This is a genomic window from Candidatus Hamiltonella defensa 5AT (Acyrthosiphon pisum) (genome assembly GCF_000021705.1).
Taxonomy (GTDB): Bacteria; Pseudomonadota; Gammaproteobacteria; order Enterobacterales; family Enterobacteriaceae; genus Hamiltonella; species Hamiltonella defendens.
The window spans coordinates 966,085-988,119 of the sequence record NC_012751.1 but is presented as its reverse complement, the minus strand read 5'-3'; the positions used below and the strand labels follow the sequence as shown (position 1 = coordinate 988,119).

Sequence of the window (22,035 nt, the reverse complement as noted above, 5' to 3'; positions counted from 1 at the left end):
AGAGATTAAATAAAAATTGAGCGCTTCTTTAAAGTTTTTTTTTGATAAAAATGAATACTTATAACGAACTTTAATCATCCATTTATATATTAGGAAAAAATCATGCCAATAACTCGAAGCTTTGATTATGCGGGGCAGCCTGCTCCTGCTGTAACTTCAATGACTCAAAACACTGATACAGCAAAACAATTCTCTCGATTTTTTTCATTTTTTCGAGAAATACAAAATACACAAATACAATTTGGTGTTTTTTTATTAGAAAAAATTGGTTTTAAGCCCGTCGGCCCTGATCTAAATAAACTTGAAGACGAGTTAATCCGGACAGAAATATTCGACTTTACAGGTATTACAGATGAAAAATTCATCAATTCAGCTTTGTTAAAACATATTTCGGATCGCAAAATCCATACGCTCATTTTATCTCAGTGCGGTTTAACCGACTTTCCTAAAGCATTACTCGAAAATAATTTTAAGAAAATATCGTCATTACAATTGAACGACAATCCTCATTTGATTGAGTTGCCTGAAAACATAGATAGCATGTTCCCAAACTTAACCTATCTGGATATCAGTGGAACTGGTATCAATCAAAGTGATGGAATCATCAGATTAGCCAATAAAGAATTGCAAATAATTAACTTCAAAAATACACCCTTAGAAGAAGATAAGTGCAAAAACGAGTTGATATCTATCTTGAAAAAGAATAAATATCCCGTGAAATTTTACGACGATAGTTCGATAAAAATTCGAACTCCAGAAAGTAAAACAGATAGCGCCTCGGTCAAAAAAAAAAGGAGCGTCTTACTTAATTCAGCCCCAGGCGTTGAGTTGATAATGCCGTTCAGTCAATCTAAAGGTCGTCCTGATATAGTTTTGCCTGACGGTATCTGCGCTGCCGTGTGCATGGCGGCTTCTCTGGATTTTTTAGCAGACAATGAGGTAGAAGGATTTCTAAAAAAACTCTATCCGAATTTCTCAAAAGGCCAGCGAAAAGGCAGAATTAATTTGTCATATGTGAAGAATTTAATTGAATTACAAGGCAGGATAGATTCATCAACTGCAAGCGCATCGTACTTAGAACAAAGAAACATGAAGTATAGTACTCTTCGTAGTTTTCCCGCTACAAAATCAGCGCTATTGGTTAATTTTTTGCAAAAGAAAGTTTGGGATACTACTGAAATAAAAGCAATAAACATTACTTTAGATTTTACAAATCAATCTTCTCATCGAATTGCTTTTTTAATTAGTAATGAAAAAAATAACACAGGAGAAAAAGCCGTGTATTTTGTTGAAGCGAATATCGGTATGTTTAAAATTTGGCTAAAAAAAGACTCCGATCAATTGGCTCGCTTTTTCCTGAAATATGTCAGCCCCAGCATTCAAAGACATAAGACTTCAGAATTTAGGGTGTATGAGGTTAAAAAAACAGCAGCTTAAACGTAAGTTGACAGACATCCATTGACGCGCCTTGGGATAATTATCCACGTCTCTCACCCGTTTGTCCGGCAGATACAGTGTGAGCAGTACGGAGACGTCCCCAAGGAAGGGGTGATGACCCTGTTTCATGGACGATTGGGCGACTTGGATGGCGGTCAATCGCTGAAACCGTTTCGCCGCCTCGCTTAAGTAAACACGACGGGCGGTGCGCACCCAGTAGTGATTCACACTGGGCGGGAAAGGCAGTTCAATTCTTATCGCCATAAGGGGTTGAGCATCGAGAAAGGGGTTTTGGGAAAGCGGTCTCTTTCTGGCAGACACACCAGCAAATCCCACAACCGGACATCCTCGTTGAGGTATTTTTTCATTCGATACCCTCGCTGCTGATAGTGATGCGTTAAAAAATCGACTTCATCCTGACTGAGGCGGGTATAACGAAAGGGGGTGTTGAGGGAAATGCTCATCTGTTTTGAGTGGCAAAAGGGAGTACAAATACGAAGAAGGTATGGGTAAAAAAGCGGATGAGAATATCAGGCATGGTGCCTCCTAAGGAGGAAAACCCCTAGGATAACTGACGTAATGGACCTTATTCAGGTGCAAAAGTGCACTTGGGTTTTACGAAGAACGATTTTAAGGAAAAGGCATCAAAAAAAAGAAAATGAGCGTTTTTTGAAAGTTTAATTTGATGAAAACAACTAATATTGATGAAATTAATATTTCATAAATCATCAATTTTATAAAAAATCATGCTTAAATTTAATTTAAAATCAAAAAATTACAGTAATTCACAAATTGCATCACACGATGTAAAATTAATTTACACTAAAAATCCTCAAATAAATAAATCATTATTTTCCAGATTTGGCAGAACCATAACTAATATTTGTAATGTTTTTAAAAAACTAACAGTCTCTCAAAAATCGAATAAATTTCAAATGGAGACAATATCTGAAAAAGATTTTGCTAAAGAATCATGTATCTCATTTCCTAAAAATGAATTAGAAAAAATTGATAAAAATTCTCTCGGATATAAAGAAATAACTTATCACGGTGATTATGAAAATAAAATTACAGGCGAAAAATACAAAGATGCCGTATTTTTTTATAAGGTAAATGATGTTCATAAATATGAACGTATTCATTACCGTCCAATTAGACAATTAGATTCAAATCAAAATCTAAAAGGCGGTTCTAAATATGTTTCTCGAATGGATGGCTCACATGTTTTTCTTGAACTACATAGTCCAGAAAAATCTCCCCCATTTAATACAGACTGTAATAATCACGACGATTTAGTTGGAACGTCAACTATAAAAGCTGGTATAGCAGTCGATGTTGACAAAATGATTACTCCTTATGGAGGTTCGAATCTCATTGATTGCGTGAAAAATAACAATTTTATGCATCCTGCTTATTTCCAAAATGCCTTAAGAGATTTGACAACATTACATAAAAGAGACACCTTCCTGGCTGACATAAAAATGAACAATTGCGGTTTTAACGGAAAAAATGTTACTTTTTTTGATGTAGAAGATAGAATAAGAGCAGGCTCAGTAACTAACCTTGATTCCGTCCGCACACCAGAATATATCACACCTAAATTGTGGGACGCTGTAAAACTTAACTCTGCAGACGAAATTGGGGAAAAACGGCATTACTTAAAAACAGCTGATGAATACGCTTTTCTTTTAACGATAATATACTCTACCGTATCTAACATACTTACCAAAGAAGATTGGTCTGGCATACAAAAAAACGATTGGGGAAAATCAGATAAACCTGGAGCAATGAACGATACCAATAAGAGCATGTTTCTTAATTGGATTAGGAACTATGTACAACCCGCATTTCATTCGCATATTGAAAATATGTTAAGAGATCCTTATGAGTATGCGAAAACCTCAACCACTCAACCATATTTATCAGAAATGTTAGATTAGGTAAGCAGGCCGCAAGTGCCCACTCCCTCAAGAACCGTACGTGCGAGTTACCCCGCATACGGCTCACGCAACTTACTCACTTCAACATTTTTCCTTTTTTGCTATGTAATTGTCTGTGGCAATTAGCATGTAACAATCTTAGATTAGCCAGCTTGTTGTCACCCCCTTCAGCTTTAGGCTGAATATGATGAACATGCAATTGTTCACCATTGTCCAACTCTTGATCACAGAGAGGACAATAACCTTTCTGTCGCTTATAGAGGTTAACTTTGACACCGTAAATAAAAGGCTGTTTACGTGCCTGCCTATTACGCCAATAGTCACGCAATTCCGGATTGTCGGGGGAAGCATTTTTTGGAACTAGCCAATGACGCTGTATTTTTGTCCATGCATGCTTCCAAAGAAATCCACCGGTTGATTTATCCATAAATACTGAATAGTCTTCTCTACCTGGTATCTTGCCTAAGTAGTGTTTTCTTCGCCACCACCAGTGTTTATTGGGATGACGTCGATACAAATATCTACGTTGGCGGATCCACATCCATTGGTCTAATGCACTGAATGTTCTTTTTGAAGCACCAATACGATAGTAATTACACCATCCTATTATCTTGGCATTCAGTTGTCTTATTCCTTCTTGTGTCGGCATACCGATAATACCTTTCCAGGTCATTCTCATTTGCTGTTTGTACCTTTTCATCGACTCCTTTGAGGGCTTCGTTAACAATATATATCCCCGTTTTCTGTGGCGATTGTCATAATGTCGTATATTAAATCCCAGGAAGTCGAATCCTTCCTTCAAGTGTTTGATACTGGTTTTTTCTTCAGAAAGAGCTAACCCTCTCTGAGCTAACCAAATTTGCAAGTTTATTTTGGCAGTTTCGCACTCTTCACGGGATTTACCGAATACGACAAAATCATCCGCATAACGAACTACTGCATAAGGTTGCCCTTGTTTTGGCGTGCCGTTTTTCCAGTATTGAATACCCAGTAAGGTCTCCATTCCGTGGAGTGCAATATTGGCCAGTAGTGGACTGATAATCCCGCCTTGCGGAGTACCTGCAACATTGGGTATATAGTTGCCATGTTCCAGCACACCGGCTTGTAACCATTGTTTAATCATGTTTCTTTCGGGGAATCCCCCGATTTTTTTTATGAGAAAATTATGGTCAATGTTGTCAGATGCGCCTTTAATATCTGCATCTAGTACCCAGTGCCGTGTCCCTCGTGCTCTGGCAATACAGAAAATTTTTTGTATTGCGTCATGGGCACTTCGCCCCGGTCTAAATCCGTAGCTGACTGGTTCAAATTTTGCTTCCCAATAAGGTTCCAGCGCCGATTTAACTATCGCTTGTCTACAGCGGTCGAGAATGGTTGGGATCCCAAGAGGGCGTTTTTTTCCATTCTTTTTTGCTATGTAAACTCGTTTTACTGGATAAACCTTTTCTGAAGTTGTTTGGCTTAATAACTTATAAAGATGTTCTCGTCCTTTATGGTCATTAATTACCTGATTATCTACTCCAGCCGTGTGTTTTCCCCGATTGACCTGAGTGACTTTCCTGATAGCCAGAAGATGGTTAGCTCTTGATTTCATCATGAGTTTTTGCAGATTTCTGACTTTCTTTAAGTCACCTGTTGCTGAAGCCCTATATATTCTTTGCCTTAGATTATTAATCATGGCTGTCACAACACGCCAGTTAATAGCATGCCATTCCAGTTGTTGTTCATAGTTTTGATTTATTACGTTTGCCATAGGCATCTAACTCTTCTAAATCAATTCATAACCTTGGTAAAGGATTATATGGGTAAGTCACCCGTTCCACGTCAGCCTCTTTTCAGAGTAAAGTAATTACCTCTATCAATCCTGTTATGATTTCCAGTTGCCTTTCGGCTGATTGCCTTCGCTTTTTGGAACGTCTTATGCCCACTGTCTCTTAGTATTTACATCAACACTAAAAGATTAGTGGGGTTACCGTGTTTCACACCATGAAGATACATTGAGTGGGCTGCCTCCTCTATACCGGGGAACGGGATCCGTCGTAAAGAACGAACACTCTTCTTTACCCGTTTCTAACTGTCGTTAAACTTCCCCATAACACGTAACATCTGATTTCGTGTTTTACTTGCTTACGACATTTTAATAACGGAGATTCACTTTATTCAACCCATTTCAGTTTTGCCTTGCCCCTATTTCTTATTCAGCTTAATACTTTAGTTAGGCTTTCATTCTCGCTTAGCACAAGAGAATTACTCCTCTTGCACCGAGTAAGTGGCAATAAGGTTTCGGATCAACCTTACCCTTTTTCAAGGGACTTCTGTGGTGCAACTTTCACGTCGCACATGTTCTAGAAACATGTGATGCCGAACAACTCATCAAGCAGCCGAGTCAGTCTAAAGGAAAGCTTCGCTCTGTTTTAAGCTATTCTCAAAAAACATTGAGTGGTTGTTGTTGGGGACACATGATCGAAGGCATAATACAGAAGTCTCAAGGAAAAAATTTAGATTCTTCAATGCGATTTGGTAACCAAATAAAGGCCTCATCACTGAATAAAATCATCAAGAACCAGATGGAACATGAGAAACAATATGAAAAAATTTTGAAGCAATACACAAAAACTTTCAGTGTCAATCGTTTTTAAGATTATTTTTTATAGTTCGAGTGATTGAGTGATATTAAAGATAAGCTTTGAATTCATGGAATTAACTCTTTTCAATTGTAAAACGTTTGATTTTTAAGTTAATTTCAGATGCGATGAGGGGACTTTAAAAAAAGAGATGAAAGCCCGCTAGAATCAGCGGGCTGAAAACGAGACTTAATCAATGATTCCTGAAACATAATACACTTTTCCTATGACAACTAGCTCATTCATAGGAACAATCACCTCAGGATAATCAGCAGAATTATGACTCTTTAAACGTATTTTTTCCTCCGGAAGCACGAATAATGTGCGGAACATACTAATACCACCAAAAGAAATGGCATAAATTTTCCCATTTTTAATCTCTTTATAGCTCGTATCAAATATCACCATGGATTTTTCATTAATAATAGGAGACATACTATTATCTTGAGCAACCACGGCGATAGAATCATCAATCGAAGCATTCGTTTGCATTAAAACAACTTTGGGAAGCCAAAACATAACTTCAAAATCCTTTTCACCCCCGACGCTGGGGGAAAGCACTCCGTCAATACGGTGATATATTTTTAACGGATACACTTCTTTTTGCACTTCTTGATTCAGGGAATAGCCTGCAACAGTATCAAAAGATGAAAAGGACTGACTTGTGTTCAAATGAGGCCGCATTTCTCCCACCCCTTCTGCAAGCCATGCGGGGTTTACACCCAAAATCTGGGCGATTGGAAATATTTTTTTTGAGCTTTCACCCCCTCCGCTGACGAGTCGCCATACACTAGATTGAGCCATATTGACTTTTTTAGCCAAAGAGCCTTGTGTATAACCCGCTTCTTTCATAGCCAGCTTCAATCTTTCTGAAAAGTTCACTCGATTCATTTCCCTTTATTTATTCATTTAATTCTATCGCTTAATCGATAATAGATCAAAATCGTTAAAACGATTGACATTTGACTGATTTAACGTTTAAAATTGTTCTCAAAGAACAGGAGAACCGATTTATGAAAAATGTAGGATTAGAAAAAGCGATTTCTTTATTGGGAACACAAAAAATCTTGGCTCAGAAATGCGGTAAAGCTCAATCAACGATCTGTGACTGGCTACATGGTCGAAAACGAGTATCAGCAGAAATCGTCCCATTACTTGTCAGGGCAACAGAAGGAAAAGTTTTAGCCTACGAAATTCGCCCTGATTTACCCGATCTTTTTCCACATCCAGAAAGATGACTTGATTTTATCATGGTCCATCTTCTCAAAATATTCCACTAAACATCACTATAGAGGCCAAGAGCACATTATGGAAAAACGCGAATTGATTCATGAGATGTTGAAAAAAATTGAAGGGGGACGATCTGTCGCCGCCGCTTATTTAGGCATGAGCGACATCAAATTTAACAATCGGTTATATGAAAGCAAAGGATGTCGATTTTTTAGCGTGGATGAGCTGTTGGCCTTACAGAGCTTAAGCCAATCAAGTTTAGTGGCAGAGTACTTTGCTGAGCGCTCAAACACCCTGGTGGTGCCGATGCCTGAACCAGACACCCTGGATAACGTGGAGCTGTATCACATGGGCTTGCGCAGCAACGTGACAGGCAGTGCTGTGGATGAGTTGATTCTGGGATCGATTCAGCACGACGGCGGTATTGATAGAAAAGAGGAAGAAAAGATTATGGCCGCGCATCGTCAACATATGGCAAGCAGAGATTCTCAAGTGAAGGCCACATTACGGGTGTATGGAAGGAAAAAAAGTGACAGCAATAAAACACAGCATTCAGGATAGCTGGAAGGTAAAGCCGGCTACATATCAGGATAGCCGGCTTTGGTCTCAGGAATATCAATTCCATGAAGGACCTGAACTATGAAACAAAATTCAGGAAAAACAAGAAAAAAAGGCATATCTCATGAGTCTGCATTTCATGGCTCAAACCATTCGCTCTATCGCTCCCAAAATAGCTTGCCATACTCATACCCTCCGAACCTGGCTGCGTCAGCATGGGCGGCAACGCATGAACAACCTGGCGCGGGAAGTGTCATCATCAATGGAAACGACCTTCGTGCTTGATGTGATTAAAAATCCCTTGCCTGTTTGGGCAAACTTCGCCTATAGTCATCATGCACTAGTCAATCCTAGTGACGGGTTTCGCAGCCTGAGTATACATAAGGCGACAGTAGATGCCGTAGATAGCGTCTTTTTTTATGTCGTAGACAATGCCCACCAGTATTCAATGGTGGCGTTGTCAGGGCAATCTTCGGATTGGCTGGTTTCCTTATGTACCAGTACTGCGAACCTTGACATCGTCACCGCCCATTATGAGTTTCGCAGCTCTAGCGGTGATTTCCTGAATAAACATAAGGAGATCGCATCAATGGCGACTATCCCCAGTCATACTCACCCTGAGTTTATAGATACCTACTGGATTATCCCAGAATACGCGACTGAGCCTTACGGCAAAGTGTCGTTTACACGCAGACTGCCGTACCTTCCACTCCATTTTCAAATATAGCCGCCTCATTTGGTGCGGGCGGAAACCTATGCATGTCGTCATGGAGGAAAATTAACATGGAAATGATTCATACCTCGACTGCCCCGCAGGAAAAAACAAAGCTGGAAATCACTCTTGAAAGTCATAGTCGGCTTATTAAAGCGCGGGAAGTGTCAGCCAACACCTATTTATTTAAAGAAGAGAATTTAAAGGAGCCTCGTCATGACTAACGTTAGCTATGCCTGTTTTAAATCAAAAGATGAGGAACAGAGAGTTCTCATGACTCGAAGCGATACTGGATTTACCAAGTGGGATAATGAGTTAAAAGAAGCGTTACTACGTGCGCCTCTGACATTTCGGCAATATAAGGTATTTGATGCCATTCACCGACTGACTATCGGTTGGAATAAACAATGTGCACACATTGAAAATACGCGGATAGCGAAAATGACGGCGATCCATCATACGCATGTCAGTAAAGTCAGGAAGGAACTTGAGAACATGAATATGATATTCAAACACAATAATGAGGTGTCTATCAATCAAAATTATCATGATTGGAGTTTCAATAAAAGTTTAGCTGAACCAGCTCATAAAATTAAGCCAAATCAGCTAACCATTACCGAATTGGCTAATGGTTGCCAAAGCTACACATTAGCTGAAACGGCTAATATGAGTTTAGCTAAATTAGCTAATGAGAGTTTAGCCGAATCAGCTAAACATAAAAGAAAGGAAAGACAGGAAAGACATATATTAAAATATAAACCACCCCAAACCCCTCCTTTGGCAAAATCAAAATCGTTTGACCCCAGCTCGGTAGAACTGCCTGACTGGCTACCCAAACCCATCTGGGATTCCTGGGTTCAATACCGCAAGGAAATCAGCAAGCCGATTAAATCGCAGATGACTGTCACTCAGGCTATCAAGCGGCTAGGCCAGTGCCGAAACAACGGGCATCAGCCGGAAGAGATTATCAACACGAGTATCGCCAACGGCTGGCAAGGACTCTTCGAGCCTCAGAAAGCCGCACGAACCCAGCAGGCCAAACTCCACTCTGTCACAGATGGTTTTGCTGACAAGGACTACGGGATAACCCAGATACCTGATTGGGCGAGGGCGTGTCTATGAACTACAGCGCAGCAATGACCACCGTGCGTCAAAAGCTGGCAGACCTGAATGCGCCACCGAAACGACTGAAAAACACGGTTTACGAGGAAAGGGATGCCCTCTGTGACAGGCACGGCATATTCAAACAGCGTTGCCGCAGGATAGCCCTTTACGGCAAAGAGATTGAGACAAAAACCGAATGCCCTTCTTGCCTGACAGAAAAATTATCTCAGTTGCAGCAATCCGAAGCAGAGCAGAAAAAGCGTCGCAAGCACCACAAAATTAAAATGCTCATGGATGACCTGCATCTGCCAGAACGCTTTGCCGGTGTCACACTGGATAATTACGAGCCAGTGACTCTCGATGCGGCACGTTGCTTAAAGCTTTGCAATGCCTATGCCACCCATTGGCCTGAGCGCCTCAAGCGGGGGGGTGGTTTGGTGATGTGCGGCAAGCCTGGAACCGGCAAGAATCATCTGGCCCTGTCGATTGCTAAACATGTTATCAACGAACACGTGCGACGTGAAAGTTGCACCACAGAAGTCCCTTGAAAAAGGGTAAGGTTGATCCGAAACCTTATTGCCACTTACTCGGTGCAAGAGGAGTAATTCTCTTGTGCTAAGCGAGAATGAAAGCCTAACTAAAGTATTAAGCTGAATAAGAAATAGGGGCAAGGCAAAACTGAAATGGGTTGAATAAAGTGAATCTCCGTTATTAAAATGTCGTAAGCAAGTAAAACACGAAATCAGATGTGACGTGTTAAGGGGAAATTTAACGACAGTTAGAAACGGGTAAAGAAGAGTGTTCGTTCTTTACGACGGATCCCGTTCCCCGGCATAGAGGAGGCAGCCCACTCAATGTATCTTCATGGTGTGAAACACGGTAACCCCATTAATCTTTTAGTGTTGATGTAAATACTAAGAGACAGTGGGCATAAGACGTTCCAAAAAGCGAAGGCAATCAGCCGAAAGGCAACTGGAAATCATAACAGGATTGATAGAGGTAATTACTTTACTCTGAAAAGAGGCTGACGTGGAACGGGTGACTTACCCATATAATCCTTTACCAAGGTTATGAATTGATTTAGAAGAGTTAGATGCCTATGGCAAACGTAATAAATCAAAACTATGAACAACAACTGGAATGGCATGCTATTAACTGGCGTGTTGTGACAGCCATGATTAATAATCTAAGGCAAAGAATATATAGGGCTTCAGCAACAGGTGACTTAAAGAAAGTCAGAAATCTGCAAAAACTCATGATGAAATCAAGAGCTAACCATCTTCTGGCTATCAGGAAAGTCACTCAGGTCAATCGGGGAAAACACACGGCTGGAGTAGATAATCAGGTAATTAATGACCATAAAGGACGAGAACATCTTTATAAGTTATTAAGCCAAACAACTTCAGAAAAGGTTTATCCAGTAAAACGAGTTTACATAGCAAAAAAGAATGGAAAAAAACGCCCTCTTGGGATCCCAACCATTCTCGACCGCTGTAGACAAGCGATAGTTAAATCGGCGCTGGAACCTTATTGGGAAGCAAAATTTGAACCAGTCAGCTACGGATTTAGACCGGGGCGAAGTGCCCATGACGCAATACAAAAAATTTTCTGTATTGCCAGAGCACGAGGGACACGGCACTGGGTACTAGATGCAGATATTAAAGGCGCATTTGACAACATTGACCATAATTTTCTCATAAAAAAAATCGGGGGATTCCCCGAAAGAAACATGATTAAACAATGGTTACAAGCCGGTGTGCTGGAACATGGCAACTATATACCCAATGTTGCAGGTACTCCGCAAGGCGGGATTATCAGTCCACTACTGGCCAATATTGCACTCCACGGAATGGAGACCTTACTGGGTATTCAATACTGGAAAAACGGCACGCCAAAACAAGGGCAACCTTATGCAGTAGTTCGTTATGCGGATGATTTTGTCGTATTCGGTAAATCCCGTGAAGAGTGCGAAACTGCCAAAATAAAGTTGCAAATTTGGTTAGCTCAGAGAGAGTTAGCTCTTTCTGAAGAAAAAACCAGTATCAAACACTTGAAGGAAGGATTCGACTTCCTGGGATTTAATATACGACATTATGACAATCGCCACAGAAAACGGGGATATATATTGTTAACGAAGCCCTCAAAGGAGTCGATGAAAAGGTACAAACAGCAAATGAGAATGACCTGGAAAGGTATTATCGGTATGCCGACACAAGAAGGAATAAGACAACTGAATGCCAAGATAATAGGATGGTGTAATTACTATCGTATTAATTAGGTAAGCAGGCCGCAAGTGCCCACTCCCTCAAGAACCGTACGTGCGAGTTACCCCGCATACGGCTCACGCAACTTACTCACTTCAACATTTTTCCTTTTTTGCTATGTAATTGTCTGTGGCAATTAGCATGTAACAATCTTAGATTAGCCAGCTTGTTGTCACCCCCTTCAGCTTTAGGCTGAATATGATGAACATGCAATTGTTCACCATTGTCCAACTCTTGATCACAGAGAGGACAATAACCTTTCTGTCGCTTATAGAGGTTAACTTTGACACCGTAAATAAAAGGCTGTTTACGTGCCTGCCTATTACGCCAATAGTCACGCAATTCCGGATTGTCGGGGGAAGCATTTTTTGGAACTAGCCAATGACGCTGTATTTTTGTCCATGCATGCTTCCAAAGAAATCCACCGGTTGATTTATCCATAAATACTGAATAGTCTTCTCTACCTGGTATCTTGCCTAAGTAGTGTTTTCTTCGCCACCACCAGTGTTTATTGGGATGACGTCGATACAAATATCTACGTTGGCGGATCCACATCCATTGGTCTAATGCACTGAATGTTCTTTTTGAAGCACCAATACGATAGTAATTACACCATCCTATTATCTTGGCATTCAGTTGTCTTATTCCTTCTTGTGTCGGCATACCGATAATACCTTTCCAGGTCATTCTCATTTGCTGTTTGTACCTTTTCATCGACTCCTTTGAGGGCTTCGTTAACAATATATATCCCCGTTTTCTGTGGCGATTGTCATAATGTCGTATATTAAATCCCAGGAAGTCGAATCCTTCCTTCAAGTGTTTGATACTGGTTTTTTCTTCAGAAAGAGCTAACCCTCTCTGAGCTAACCAAATTTGCAACTTTATTTTGGCAGTTTCGCACTCTTCACGGGATTTACCGAATACGACAAAATCATCCGCATAACGAACTACTGCATAAGGTTGCCCTTGTTTTGGCGTGCCGTTTTTCCAGTATTGAATACCCAGTAAGGTCTCCATTCCGTGGAGTGCAATATTGGCCAGTAGTGGACTGATAATCCCGCCTTGCGGAGTACCTGCAACATTGGGTATATAGTTGCCATGTTCCAGCACACCGGCTTGTAACCATTGTTTAATCATGTTTCTTTCGGGGAATCCCCCGATTTTTTTTATGAGAAAATTATGGTCAATGTTGTCAAATGCGCCTTTAATATCTGCATCTAGTACCCAGTGCCGTGTCCCTCGTGCTCTGGCAATACAGAAAATTTTTTGTATTGCGTCATGGGCACTTCGCCCCGGTCTAAATCCGTAGCTGACTGGTTCAAATTTTGCTTCCCAATAAGGTTCCAGCGCCGATTTAACTATCGCTTGTCTACAGCGGTCGAGAATGGTTGGGATCCCAAGAGGGCGTTTTTTTCCATTCTTTTTTGCTATGTAAACTCGTTTTACTGGATAAACCTTTTCTGAAGTTGTTTGGCTTAATAACTTATAAAGATGTTCTCGTCCTTTATGGTCATTAATTACCTGATTATCTACTCCAGCCGTGTGTTTTCCCCGATTGACCTGAGTGACTTTCCTGATAGCCAGAAGATGGTTAGCTCTTGATTTCATCATGAGTTTTTGCAGATTTCTGACTTTCTTTAAGTCACCTGTTGCTGAAGCCCTATATATTCTTTGCCTTAGATTATTAATCATGGCTGTCACAACACGCCAGTTAATAGCATGCCATTCCAGTTGTTGTTCATAGTTTTGATTTATTACGTTTGCCATAGGCATCTAACTCTTCTAAATCAATTCATAACCTTGGTAAAGGATTATATGGGTAAGTCACCCGTTCCACGTCAGCCTCTTTTCAGAGTAAAGTAATTACCTCTATCAATCCTGTTATGATTTCCAGTTGCCTTTCGGCTGATTGCCTTCGCTTTTTGGAACGTCTTATGCCCACTGTCTCTTAGTATTTACATCAACACTAAAAGATTAATGGGGTTACCGTGTTTCACACCATGAAGATACATTGAGTGGGCTGCCTCCTCTATGCCGGGGAACGGGATCCGTCGTAAAGAACGAACACTCTTCTTTACCCGTTTCTAACTGTCGTTAAACTTCCCCATAACACGTCACATCTGATTTCGTGTTTTACTTGCTTACGACATTTTAATAACGGAGATTCACTTTATTCAACCCATTTCAGTTTTGCCTTGCCCCTATTTCTTATTCAGCTTAATACTTTAGTTAGGCTTTCATTCTCGCTTAGCACAAGAGAATTACTCCTCTTGCACCGAGTAAGTGGCAATAAGGTTTCGGATCAACCTTACCCTTTTTCAAGGGACTTCTGTGGTGCAACTTTCACGTCGCACGTGCTTCAAAAAGAACATTCAGTGCATTAGACCAATGGATGTGGATCCGCCAACGTAGATATTTGTATCGACGTCATCCCAATAAACACTGGTGGTGGCGAAGAAAACACTACTTAGGCAAGATACCAGGTAGAGAAGACTATTCAGTATTTATGGATAAATCAACCGGTGGATTTCTTTGGAAGCATGCATGGACAAAAATACAGCGTCATTGGCTAGTTCCAAAAAATGCTTCCCCCGACAATCCGGAATTGCGTGACTATTGGCGTAATAGGCAGGCACGTAAACAGCCTTTTATTTACGGTGTCAAAGTTAACCTCTATAAGCGACAGAAAGGTTATTGTCCTCTCTGTGATCAAGAGTTGGACAATGGTGAACAATTGCATGTTCATCATATTCAGCCTAAAGCTGAAGGGGGTGACAACAAGCTGGCTAATCTAAGATTGTTACATGCTAATTGCCACAGACAATTACATAGCAAAAAAGGAAAAATGTTGAAGTGAGTAAGTTGCGTGAGCCGTATGCGGGGTAACTCGCACGTACGGTTCTTGAGGGAGTGGGCACTTGCGGCCTGCTTACCTAATCATTCTCAGTCCTGAAATATAGAGTTTTCCGAGGGTCGCCGCTTCTGGGTTCGACAACTCCAAGGCCGGAATCAAGACCACGAGAATGCGGTCGTTATGCAATACATCTTTTAAATCGATGTCGCCTGCACCCTGTGGGAACACCTGTCCGTAAATATCATTAAACAGGCTGAGCATCCGTGTGAACTGCTGTATCAAAAATCCGTGCTGCTCCCAGACCGTTTTCGACCATTCCAAGGGGCTGTCGATGAGGGCCATATCAAACCCTGCGAGCGTGTTCAGATAATGTTCGAGCGGCTTGTAGCCTTCTTCATGCCAGTGGTTCTTTTTGGCTTCCTGGTAGAGTGTGACTATTTTTCGAAGGGGTAAATAGTCTTGTATGACCTTTTGTGAAAGGAATAATCCGTCTTTTTCTCTTTTGTAGCACAGGGCGTAAATCAAGGCGGATATCATGGCTTTGGCTTTTTCCTGCCAGCCGTTTTCATTGCTGCCGACCTTGGGCAGCAGGCTGTCCATCAGCTGGATGATGAACGTTTCGGAGGCATTAGCAAAGAGATTGATGGAGTTGGACTGTGGGCGGGATTGGTCGCCCTTCACCAAATTTGAAAACTTGCTGTTGCCCGCGGTCAAAAAGTTGAGGACATAAACATCATCTTCCCGGCCAAATCGCCGTGCCAGTGACCAGACGGCAAAGGCCAGTCTGTTTTCCGCTTTCCCATCGGATAAGCACATTCCTCTGCCCCAGCAGAGGGCATTGAGACAGACAGACAGGATGGCTTCTGTTTTTCCTGCGCCGGTAGTGGCAATGAGCTGGATATGGCGTAAGGCGTCATCGAGATTGAGCCAGAGTTCACGCGCCAATGATTTTCCGCGGGCGTAACCCAGGCACAGTATGCCGGCAGCTTGTTCACAATGACGGGTGCGCGTGATAAAGGAAAACAGTCCTGCCCTCCCCTTTCGGGCTTTAAAGCCTTCCCGCTCTGTCGTCAAATCAGGGCCTCCGATGTCGGTCGAGAGGCGTATGGGCATTCGAAACGGCCTGTCACAAAAAATAATCAATAAGATCACGCAAGCCGGTAATCCAATAAGCAAAGTGACGGGCCAGAGGCACCCTACCACGAGTACGAGCAAGAGCACAGATTGTACGCCGGTGGGAGAGAGTACAGTATCGGTTAAGCTGGGATTAAAAACAGGACGATTGATTCGATGGGGATCGAGAGAAGAGGGACGTTTATTCATCTTTTTTCTCCTGCGGCTCGGCGTTCATAAAAGAAGACAAAGTGTCCTCGTTTTTGAGCGCACTGAATGGAATGGGTCGCCCATCATCTGAAATCAGCTGGGGTGTGCCCCTAAAGCCATAGGCGGAAAAGGCTTTGTCGTTCACAGCCAAGGCTTTTTCGCCGATGTCACAGGAAGCCGAGGGGGTTAAGGGGGGATCATCAAATAATGAGTGCCACAATGCTTTTCGATGTTCTGGTGAAGCACAGAGCACAGGGATCACTTGCTCGGCGGTGGCTTTTTTTCCTATCAGGCTGACCGGAAAAATCTCAATATTGACCTTTTTACCGATGGCCTCCAAGGTGGGTTCGAGGTCCCTGCAATGGGGGCAAAGAGGATCTAAAAACACGTATATCGTCCGAGAATGGCCTGTGGTCAACGGCACCGTAAAGATTTTCCGTTGAGCGGCGTCGCGTAAATTGTGGGCTAATGTCGTCAATGCGGGGGAGGGCTCTTGCATCAGACTTTTTTCGATGGCGTGTTCCTCGGGTAAGAGGGGCGCTGAGGCGGAGTCTGTTCTGGTGAGGGGGGTGTTGTCTGTTGTGTGGGTTTCAGATAATAATCCGTGGCTGCCAATGGCCAGTAGTGCCAACAAACTCAGGCCGAAAAAGAGGTTTCGCCAGAACAATTTTGTTTTTTGCCGCCGAACCAAGGCCTCTGTCAGCGCATTGAGAAGATGTTGTGCCTTATCCGGCGACTCACTGTCACTGAAGAGAACGAGGTCTTTTTGATGTTTTTGTCGGAAAATCAGACTATTTTGGCGGATAAAAAAATGGGGTTCCTTCCCAAGACTGCATGTAAAAAGCACCGACCCACGGTCAGCATCACCGATGCGAGTGGTCATCAGGTTACCTATGAGGTGTGTGAAAAATGGTTTTGAGTGCATCAAGTCCCCCCGTGAGAGAATATTTTTTAATTTAAAAATGGATGAGTGAGAGGGTATTTCGTGGGTGTTTTGTGACTATTTTTTAATCCGATCATCGATCACTTTTCCGATGTGGATTAAATCCTTTTCCAATCCTTGTACGGCATACCTCAGCACAGGAGAGGGTAAGGTGACTTTATGTTTAGCCGCTTCTTGTTCCCACTGCATCTGAGTGACGATACCCGCACCTTCTATAAAGGGTTTCGGGCGATCAGATGAACACAGGGCATACCAAAGCGGCCGATCCAGCCCCTTTAGCCAACGAAATCGCGCCGTCGGTAAGTGCAAGTCATTGGCATGTAATGCGGAGAGAGCGGTTCGGGCATAGGGGTGTTTTTTTATCCAGTTTTTTGCCTCTGAATGGCCCGAGACTTTTTTAAAGGCAGGGTGGGATATTGAGAATACGGGCGTGCCTATTTGGCCTTTATCGCGGCGGCTTTTGATTAAGCAGGACCGATTGAGGGTATCGAGCAGTGCTTCTGCCGCTTGACGGTCATTGAAAAAAAATGGCCATCCAAAAATGGCCCATAAGGCCCGTTCATAGGCATTCAACTCAGAGAGTTGGGTGATTTTTCGTCCCAGTTGTTGCGTAAAAACGACCTGGGCCTTTTCATGGTCAAGACGCTGGTTGAGAACCAGGTGATGTTTGTGAGCAAATTCTTCGGGAGAAAGTGCGCTTTGGTGCTCGGGCGGATTGGTATTTAAGAGTTGAGTTTTTCTATCGCCGTAACACAGGGCCGGAATCACAGAGGGAGAAAACCTTGCCATGATTTTTGGGAGTGTGTGAATACTGATTTCCCGTCTGGTTTTATTTGCGGGATGGGTTAAGGTGACATAGATAGCCAGAAGACAGAGCGGTATTAAAAAGAGCAGTACTATGCCGGCCGTTTGGTTCATGACAGCCAGCCAGTGCAGGATGGTCACGTTGTCGGCCCTGTTGGCCGTGTGAGCCAATAAGTTCATCCGCGGCGCGGCAAAAGAATGCATTAAAGGCACATCACAGGCTCGCCAAAGGTGATAGAGCGCGGCACAACTCCAATAAATCACCTCCTCTAAAAAAACCAAAAAATGACAGAGACGCCTATGAAGGCACTGAGTAACAGAAATCCGTCATTTTCAGGGGGAGAAATTCGATGTTTGTCCATGATGAATCTCTGTTTGGAATTTAAGGAAATGAATAATGACAAAACCCCTCTCAGAAAAAGCAGAGCAAATACTTAATCGGTTTGAAAAAGAACTTGAAGTGAATAGTCTGTTTAAATGAGTGACGATGGCAACAAAAGAGATTGAGACCGGTGACATCATGACACCAGAAAAGGCCATCGAACGATAAAGGGGGTTATAGAAAATAACGAGGAGCTGTTGTTTTACTTATTCAAGTAACGGAATTATTTAAAAATGGATTGAAAAGGGGTAAATCAAATGCCTCAAAGTCACGAGTATTTCTAGTGACGACAGTAAGATTATGCGTTAATGCAGTTGCAGCAATCATGGCATCTTCATAAAGCGTATTCGATTTTCTATGCATCAGCTTTGCCCATAATTGAAACGTTTCTGCACTCATCGGTAATACATTATAGGTAGAAGAAATTTGAGTGAGCCATGTTTCAATTGAGGATGCTCTGATGGCATCCTGTTCTCGGGTGATTTCTATTCCCGCCTGAATTTCTCCTATCGTGACTGCGCTAAGAAAAAGGCTTGCATCAGGAATGTTTTCAATCCAGGAAACGACAGCCCCATGCGGGCGAATTTTACGGATCTCTGAAATAATATTGGTATCAAGAAGGTACATGAGAAGGGGTTAAAGTTTGAGCACAGAACGTCGTTTTGCCGCTCCGCGCTGAGGTAAGTCAATATTAAAACGGTTCTCTTCAGACAAAAGCAAATCTTTGAATGATTTTCGTGACTCTTTATCCCAATGGTTCCATTCAGTGAAGGGAATAAGTACCGCAATTTTTTCGCCTCGCCGAGTGACTAGTTGTGAACCCTTCTGAATACAGGAATTCAAGAATTCACTGAAACGTGCTTTGGCATCTTGTACTGTCCAAATATTCATCATGTCACCTCGTGATTATGACTAGTTTAATTTAATGATATAGTTCATGCAAGAAAAATATTCTTCATTGCTGAAATCAGCAGGGCAACATTTTAAAGCCCATTTTCTTTGAGAGATGTTTTGTACTGTCTTCCACGTACCCCGGGAAATGATAAGGATAGTGGTAGTGTTGATTTCTCATGACGCACAGCTTTTCATACAGTAGCCAAGCGTGATTGTTCTGAATATCGATGAATGGGACTTCGGTTGAGTTGATGTAGAGTCTGAGTTTATTGTTGCCGGTTAATTCGCATTGACGCCAGTTACTGACATTAAACCCAAAAATATCGATTTCTTTTTTGTTGAAGAAACGGATATAAAGCATAGTGCCACGTTTAGGGTCAATCCCAAAATAGGCGCTGGAATGCATTTCACGAATTTCATTTTCTGGGGCGGGGTCGTAACTTTCGTCGCTTTTAATCACGGAAAGGATTTTAGCGAGGCGTTGGCGTTTATTGATGTAACGGAGGATGCACCAAGTTAGGGGAATAACGAGAGCCGCTAAAGATAAATTTGCATATAATAAATCTCTGTCTCTTACAGCTCTATAATATACATCATTAGCCATACGAAATGACATAATGGTTACAAATAAGAAAAATGGAATGCCTACCCATACATAAAAAGACACAGCAAGAAAAGCCAAAGCTCCACCAACAGTTTTTTTATTTCGCATGGTTAACCTCCTCATTTGTATTCATTAATTATAGCATTAACTCTCTGATTTTTTAATTAAAACACTTAATTTATTTAATGCCATCTTCTTGATCATGGGCAGTAGGTTTAGGCACGAGCTTCTTTGGTGAGGGCGCTGTTTTTGCACCACTGCCAAAGTGGGCAAACATTCCCTTAATGGATTCGTTCATGCCGCCCAGCATACTCGCGCCCTCACGGCCCCCTAACCATGAAATGACATAATCGGGCATGCTGACCTGCAAGCTGAATGCACTGGAGACGAGGGTGGTGCAAATTCGCGCATAAATCATCAAAACCCCGACAATACTGATCAAACCTGTGATGGAATCGAATCGGCTTGAACATTGGCCAGAGCTGAAGCAAACAGCGTATTCAGAAGCGTGCCGACTGCCACTACGACTAAACTAGCAAACAGAAATCCAAATACCATCAACATAGGGCGCAGCATGACATCAATTAAAAAAACGTAGCCATAGGCGGAACGGCTGCCTCTGTCTTCCTCACCTCCCAAATGCGTAGCGGCCCATAATGACCCTGCCGTTGCCCCAATACGCCCACAATCCAGTTGGTGGCGGCACTTATCCAGTAAATAAAGGGAATAAACGGTAAATAGACTGATAAACTAAAACCGATACTTAACAGTATGAACACCAAAAAATAGACGATGGGTCCTATTGCTTGAAGCAAACTGTCCGCCACATCTCCAGCCCCTGTAATGATATTAATCACATTACCTGCCAAATTACCTTTACCCCAAGCGGTGAATAATTTAGCACCAGTATAGGCACCAAATATGGATGTAGCACCGCCTAACGTATAATCCCCAATCGCTTTCATTTTTAACAATGGGTTGATTTGATCGTTTGAATCATTTTTTGAATCGAAATTTGTGTTCACTATTTGTCTTATCGTAGCTTGCCCCCAAGAGCTTGTTAAACCTATTAATAAAGACGAGGCATCTGAAGCCTCACTGACTTTCTGACTATCTTTACTACTCTGTGTGCCTAATGGCGCTGTATAAGTACTGTTCTGAATTTGAGCCCGGTAAGCGACCGTCAATTTTTCGTGATAAGAGCCTACGCCTATCTCACCTAATTTCGACATTCCTGTCACAGTAGGACGCATATTGACGACGGCGTTGGTTTTATTATTCGCGGTGGCAAAGGTTTGATACCAGCTTCCCAATGCCAGCCAACCGTACTGTCTGAGCTGAGCGGCGACCACATCCTGTAATTGGGTTTCATGATTCATTGCGCGGACTTCCTGTCTGATGTGGTCCTCATATTCTCGGGCCGCTTTCTGGATTTGACTTTCCACATCCTCTATTTTCCCTGTGCCGGTGTCGAGTTTTTTCTTAAATTGCTGCACAAACTCATAAGCCGCTTTTGAAAGCTGATTTTGCATGCGATTAAGCGATTGATTTTGTGCCAGGACTAACGGCGCGGTGTTCACGGGCACGCTAAAAAGCGGTGTCCAGTGCGTATTTTTTGGGGTCACAGGGAGGCGGGCCGAGCCACATTGCGCGCTGCCATTGCTGATGATAAAGCCTTCTGGAAGGGTTTTGATGCGCATATAAGGCGTCCCTTTTGCTGGGCCGCTTTCACTGTACATCCTGTGAAGTTCCTCATTGATGCCATACATACACAGGTTCATTTCAAAGATGGCCCGAGAAGCGGTGAGCGTTTGCGGCGCAATGGGTTGCATCACCAGGGAATGCCCTCCTTGAAGCAAAGTCGCCGCTTTATCGGTGATGAGATTAGCCGAACCCACCCCCATGATGGAAGCGGCCCAGAGCACAATCAGCTGTGAGAGTGACCAGCCTGAAGAAGTCGGCACCAGACTGAGAAAACCGAGCAAGACAGTCACAGGATAAAGAGGGCTTCTGCCGCTTCTGAAGACTTGACCTTGATGACCGGCTTGCACCATTTGACGCAAAGTGACGGTAATAAACCAAAAGAGGGCAATGGTGGCAATCAGGCTGTTAAAGACAAAAAAAAGTTCCCCAATCATCGTGGTGTGTGTCGGATGTAAGGGGTTATTCACGATATCCCCAAAAATCATCACTAACATTTGCCGGGATAAATCGCCACTGCGCTTTGCTGCGTCAGATAAGTGTTGAAAATTGACCTCTTCGGCAAAAATTTGCGGGGAACAAACTATCAGTGAAAAGACACTGACGAGACGGAGTCCCTTTTTCATTTTAATGATTCCAAATAAGCGGTGTAAGTGGATGT

The 22,035-nt window shown here is 42.4% G+C and carries 23 protein-coding genes; 10 read left to right on the top strand and 13 right to left on the bottom strand.

Going from position 1 to position 22,035, the window contains the following annotated elements:
- Positions 1–102: 102 nt before the first annotated feature.
- Complete coding sequence (locus HDEF_RS04720; protein ID WP_015873503.1) at positions 103–1,437, top strand: leucine-rich repeat domain-containing protein; 1,335 nt, start codon at positions 103–105, stop codon at positions 1,435–1,437.
- On the opposite strand, the gene HDEF_RS13755 is transcribed toward HDEF_RS04720, so the two are convergent.
- Both HDEF_RS13755 and HDEF_RS11380 read right to left on the bottom strand, forming a co-directional pair.
- A complete protein-coding gene (locus tag HDEF_RS13755) occupies positions 1,396–1,701 on the bottom strand; it encodes a RusA family crossover junction endodeoxyribonuclease (protein WP_086934986.1) in 306 nt (101 codons plus the stop codon). The genes HDEF_RS04720 and HDEF_RS13755 overlap by 42 nt on opposite strands.
- A complete protein-coding gene (locus HDEF_RS11380; protein ID WP_015873502.1) occupies positions 1,692–1,901 on the bottom strand; it encodes a hypothetical protein in 210 nt (69 codons plus the stop codon). The genes HDEF_RS13755 and HDEF_RS11380 overlap by 10 nt, the downstream gene beginning before the upstream one ends.
- 282 nt (positions 1,902–2,183) lie before the next feature.
- Between HDEF_RS11380 and HDEF_RS04715 the strand changes: the two genes are divergently transcribed.
- Positions 2,184–3,377 (top strand): hypothetical protein, encoded by a 1,194-nt coding sequence (locus HDEF_RS04715; RefSeq protein ID WP_015873500.1) that lies wholly within the window; start codon positions 2,184–2,186, stop codon positions 3,375–3,377.
- Positions 3,378–3,453: 76 nt separating this feature from the next.
- On the opposite strand, the gene ltrA (HDEF_RS04710) is transcribed toward HDEF_RS04715, so the two are convergent.
- Both ltrA (HDEF_RS04710) and HDEF_RS04700 read right to left on the bottom strand, forming a co-directional pair.
- A complete protein-coding gene (gene ltrA, locus HDEF_RS04710; RefSeq protein WP_015873499.1) occupies positions 3,454–5,136 on the bottom strand; it encodes a group II intron reverse transcriptase/maturase in 1,683 nt (560 codons plus the stop codon).
- A gap of 1,054 nt (positions 5,137–6,190) precedes the next feature.
- Complete coding sequence (locus HDEF_RS04700) at positions 6,191–6,892, bottom strand: XRE family transcriptional regulator (protein WP_015873497.1); 702 nt, start codon at positions 6,890–6,892, stop codon at positions 6,191–6,193.
- 122 nt (positions 6,893–7,014) lie between these two features.
- Here HDEF_RS04700 and HDEF_RS04695 point away from each other — a divergent pair, with 122 nt between their 5' ends.
- The 7 genes from HDEF_RS04695 (at position 7,015) to ltrA (HDEF_RS04665) (ending at position 11,883) form a co-directional block, all read left to right on the top strand.
- Positions 7,015–7,239 (top strand): helix-turn-helix domain-containing protein, encoded by a 225-nt coding sequence (locus HDEF_RS04695; RefSeq protein ID WP_015873496.1) that lies wholly within the window; start codon positions 7,015–7,017, stop codon positions 7,237–7,239.
- Between the two features lie 70 nt (positions 7,240–7,309).
- On the top strand, positions 7,310–7,792 hold the full coding sequence (locus HDEF_RS04690; RefSeq protein WP_015873495.1) for a YmfL family putative regulatory protein: 483 nt from the start codon (positions 7,310–7,312) through the stop codon (positions 7,790–7,792).
- 136 nt (positions 7,793–7,928) lie between these two features.
- Entirely contained in the window at positions 7,929–8,516 is a 588-nt protein-coding gene (locus tag HDEF_RS10915; protein WP_015873494.1) for an ash family protein, read from the top strand.
- 56 nt (positions 8,517–8,572) lie between these two features.
- Entirely contained in the window at positions 8,573–8,725 is a 153-nt protein-coding gene (locus HDEF_RS12445; RefSeq protein ID WP_015873493.1) for a hypothetical protein, read from the top strand.
- On the top strand, positions 8,718–9,623 hold the full coding sequence (locus HDEF_RS04675; RefSeq protein ID WP_015873492.1) for a replication protein: 906 nt from the start codon (positions 8,718–8,720) through the stop codon (positions 9,621–9,623). The genes HDEF_RS12445 and HDEF_RS04675 overlap by 8 nt, the downstream gene beginning before the upstream one ends.
- Positions 9,620–10,153: a P-loop NTPase family protein gene (locus HDEF_RS04670; protein ID WP_015873491.1), complete on the top strand. Its 534-nt coding sequence runs from the start codon at positions 9,620–9,622 to the stop codon at positions 10,151–10,153. Before HDEF_RS04675 ends, HDEF_RS04670 begins: the two co-directional genes overlap by 4 nt.
- A gap of 545 nt (positions 10,154–10,698) precedes the next feature.
- On the top strand, positions 10,699–11,883 hold the full coding sequence (gene ltrA / locus HDEF_RS04665) for a group II intron reverse transcriptase/maturase (protein ID WP_015873490.1): 1,185 nt from the start codon (positions 10,699–10,701) through the stop codon (positions 11,881–11,883).
- 76 nt (positions 11,884–11,959) lie between these two features.
- Here the strand turns inward: ltrA (HDEF_RS04665) and ltrA (HDEF_RS04660) are convergent, their stop codons facing one another.
- Positions 11,960–13,642, bottom strand: coding sequence for a group II intron reverse transcriptase/maturase (ltrA, locus tag HDEF_RS04660; protein ID WP_012738021.1), 1,683 nt, complete (start codon positions 13,640–13,642; stop codon positions 11,960–11,962).
- A gap of 619 nt (positions 13,643–14,261) precedes the next feature.
- Here ltrA (HDEF_RS04660) and HDEF_RS04655 point away from each other — a divergent pair.
- Positions 14,262–14,726, top strand: coding sequence for an HNH endonuclease (locus HDEF_RS04655; RefSeq protein ID WP_015873489.1), 465 nt, complete (start codon positions 14,262–14,264; stop codon positions 14,724–14,726).
- A 72-nt stretch (positions 14,727–14,798) separates the two neighbouring features.
- Here HDEF_RS04655 and HDEF_RS04650 read toward each other — a convergent pair whose 3' ends face one another.
- The 8 genes from HDEF_RS04650 to HDEF_RS04620 form a co-directional block, all read right to left on the bottom strand.
- A complete protein-coding gene (locus tag HDEF_RS04650) occupies positions 14,799–16,046 on the bottom strand; it encodes a type IV secretory system conjugative DNA transfer family protein (RefSeq protein WP_015873488.1) in 1,248 nt (415 codons plus the stop codon).
- Positions 16,039–16,929: a DsbC family protein gene (locus tag HDEF_RS04645; protein ID WP_234809464.1), complete on the bottom strand. Its 891-nt coding sequence runs from the start codon at positions 16,927–16,929 to the stop codon at positions 16,039–16,041. The genes HDEF_RS04650 and HDEF_RS04645 overlap by 8 nt, the downstream gene beginning before the upstream one ends.
- A 117-nt stretch (positions 16,930–17,046) precedes the next feature.
- On the bottom strand, positions 17,047–18,075 hold the full coding sequence (locus HDEF_RS04640; protein ID WP_425475049.1) for a secretion/conjugation apparatus DotM-related subunit: 1,029 nt from the start codon (positions 18,073–18,075) through the stop codon (positions 17,047–17,049).
- 310 nt (positions 18,076–18,385) lie between these two features.
- The gene (locus HDEF_RS04635; protein ID WP_015873484.1) at positions 18,386–18,802 is read right to left on the bottom strand and encodes a type II toxin-antitoxin system VapC family toxin; all 417 of its coding nucleotides are present in this window, start codon (positions 18,800–18,802) and stop codon (positions 18,386–18,388) included.
- Between the two features lie 9 nt (positions 18,803–18,811).
- Complete coding sequence (locus HDEF_RS04630) at positions 18,812–19,069, bottom strand: type II toxin-antitoxin system Phd/YefM family antitoxin (protein WP_234810962.1); 258 nt, start codon at positions 19,067–19,069, stop codon at positions 18,812–18,814.
- A gap of 73 nt (positions 19,070–19,142) precedes the next feature.
- On the bottom strand, positions 19,143–19,781 hold the full coding sequence (gene excA / locus HDEF_RS04625) for a plasmid IncI1-type surface exclusion protein ExcA (protein ID WP_015873482.1): 639 nt from the start codon (positions 19,779–19,781) through the stop codon (positions 19,143–19,145).
- A 70-nt stretch (positions 19,782–19,851) separates the two neighbouring features.
- The gene (locus HDEF_RS13065) at positions 19,852–20,115 is read right to left on the bottom strand and encodes a hypothetical protein (RefSeq protein ID WP_234809463.1); all 264 of its coding nucleotides are present in this window, start codon (positions 20,113–20,115) and stop codon (positions 19,852–19,854) included.
- Between the two features lie 142 nt (positions 20,116–20,257).
- Positions 20,258–22,000 carry a DotA/TraY family protein gene (locus HDEF_RS04620; protein ID WP_234809462.1) on the bottom strand — a complete coding sequence of 581 codons (1,743 nt, stop codon included), beginning with the start codon at positions 21,998–22,000 and terminating at the stop codon, positions 20,258–20,260.
- Between the last annotated feature and the right edge of the window lie 35 nt (positions 22,001–22,035).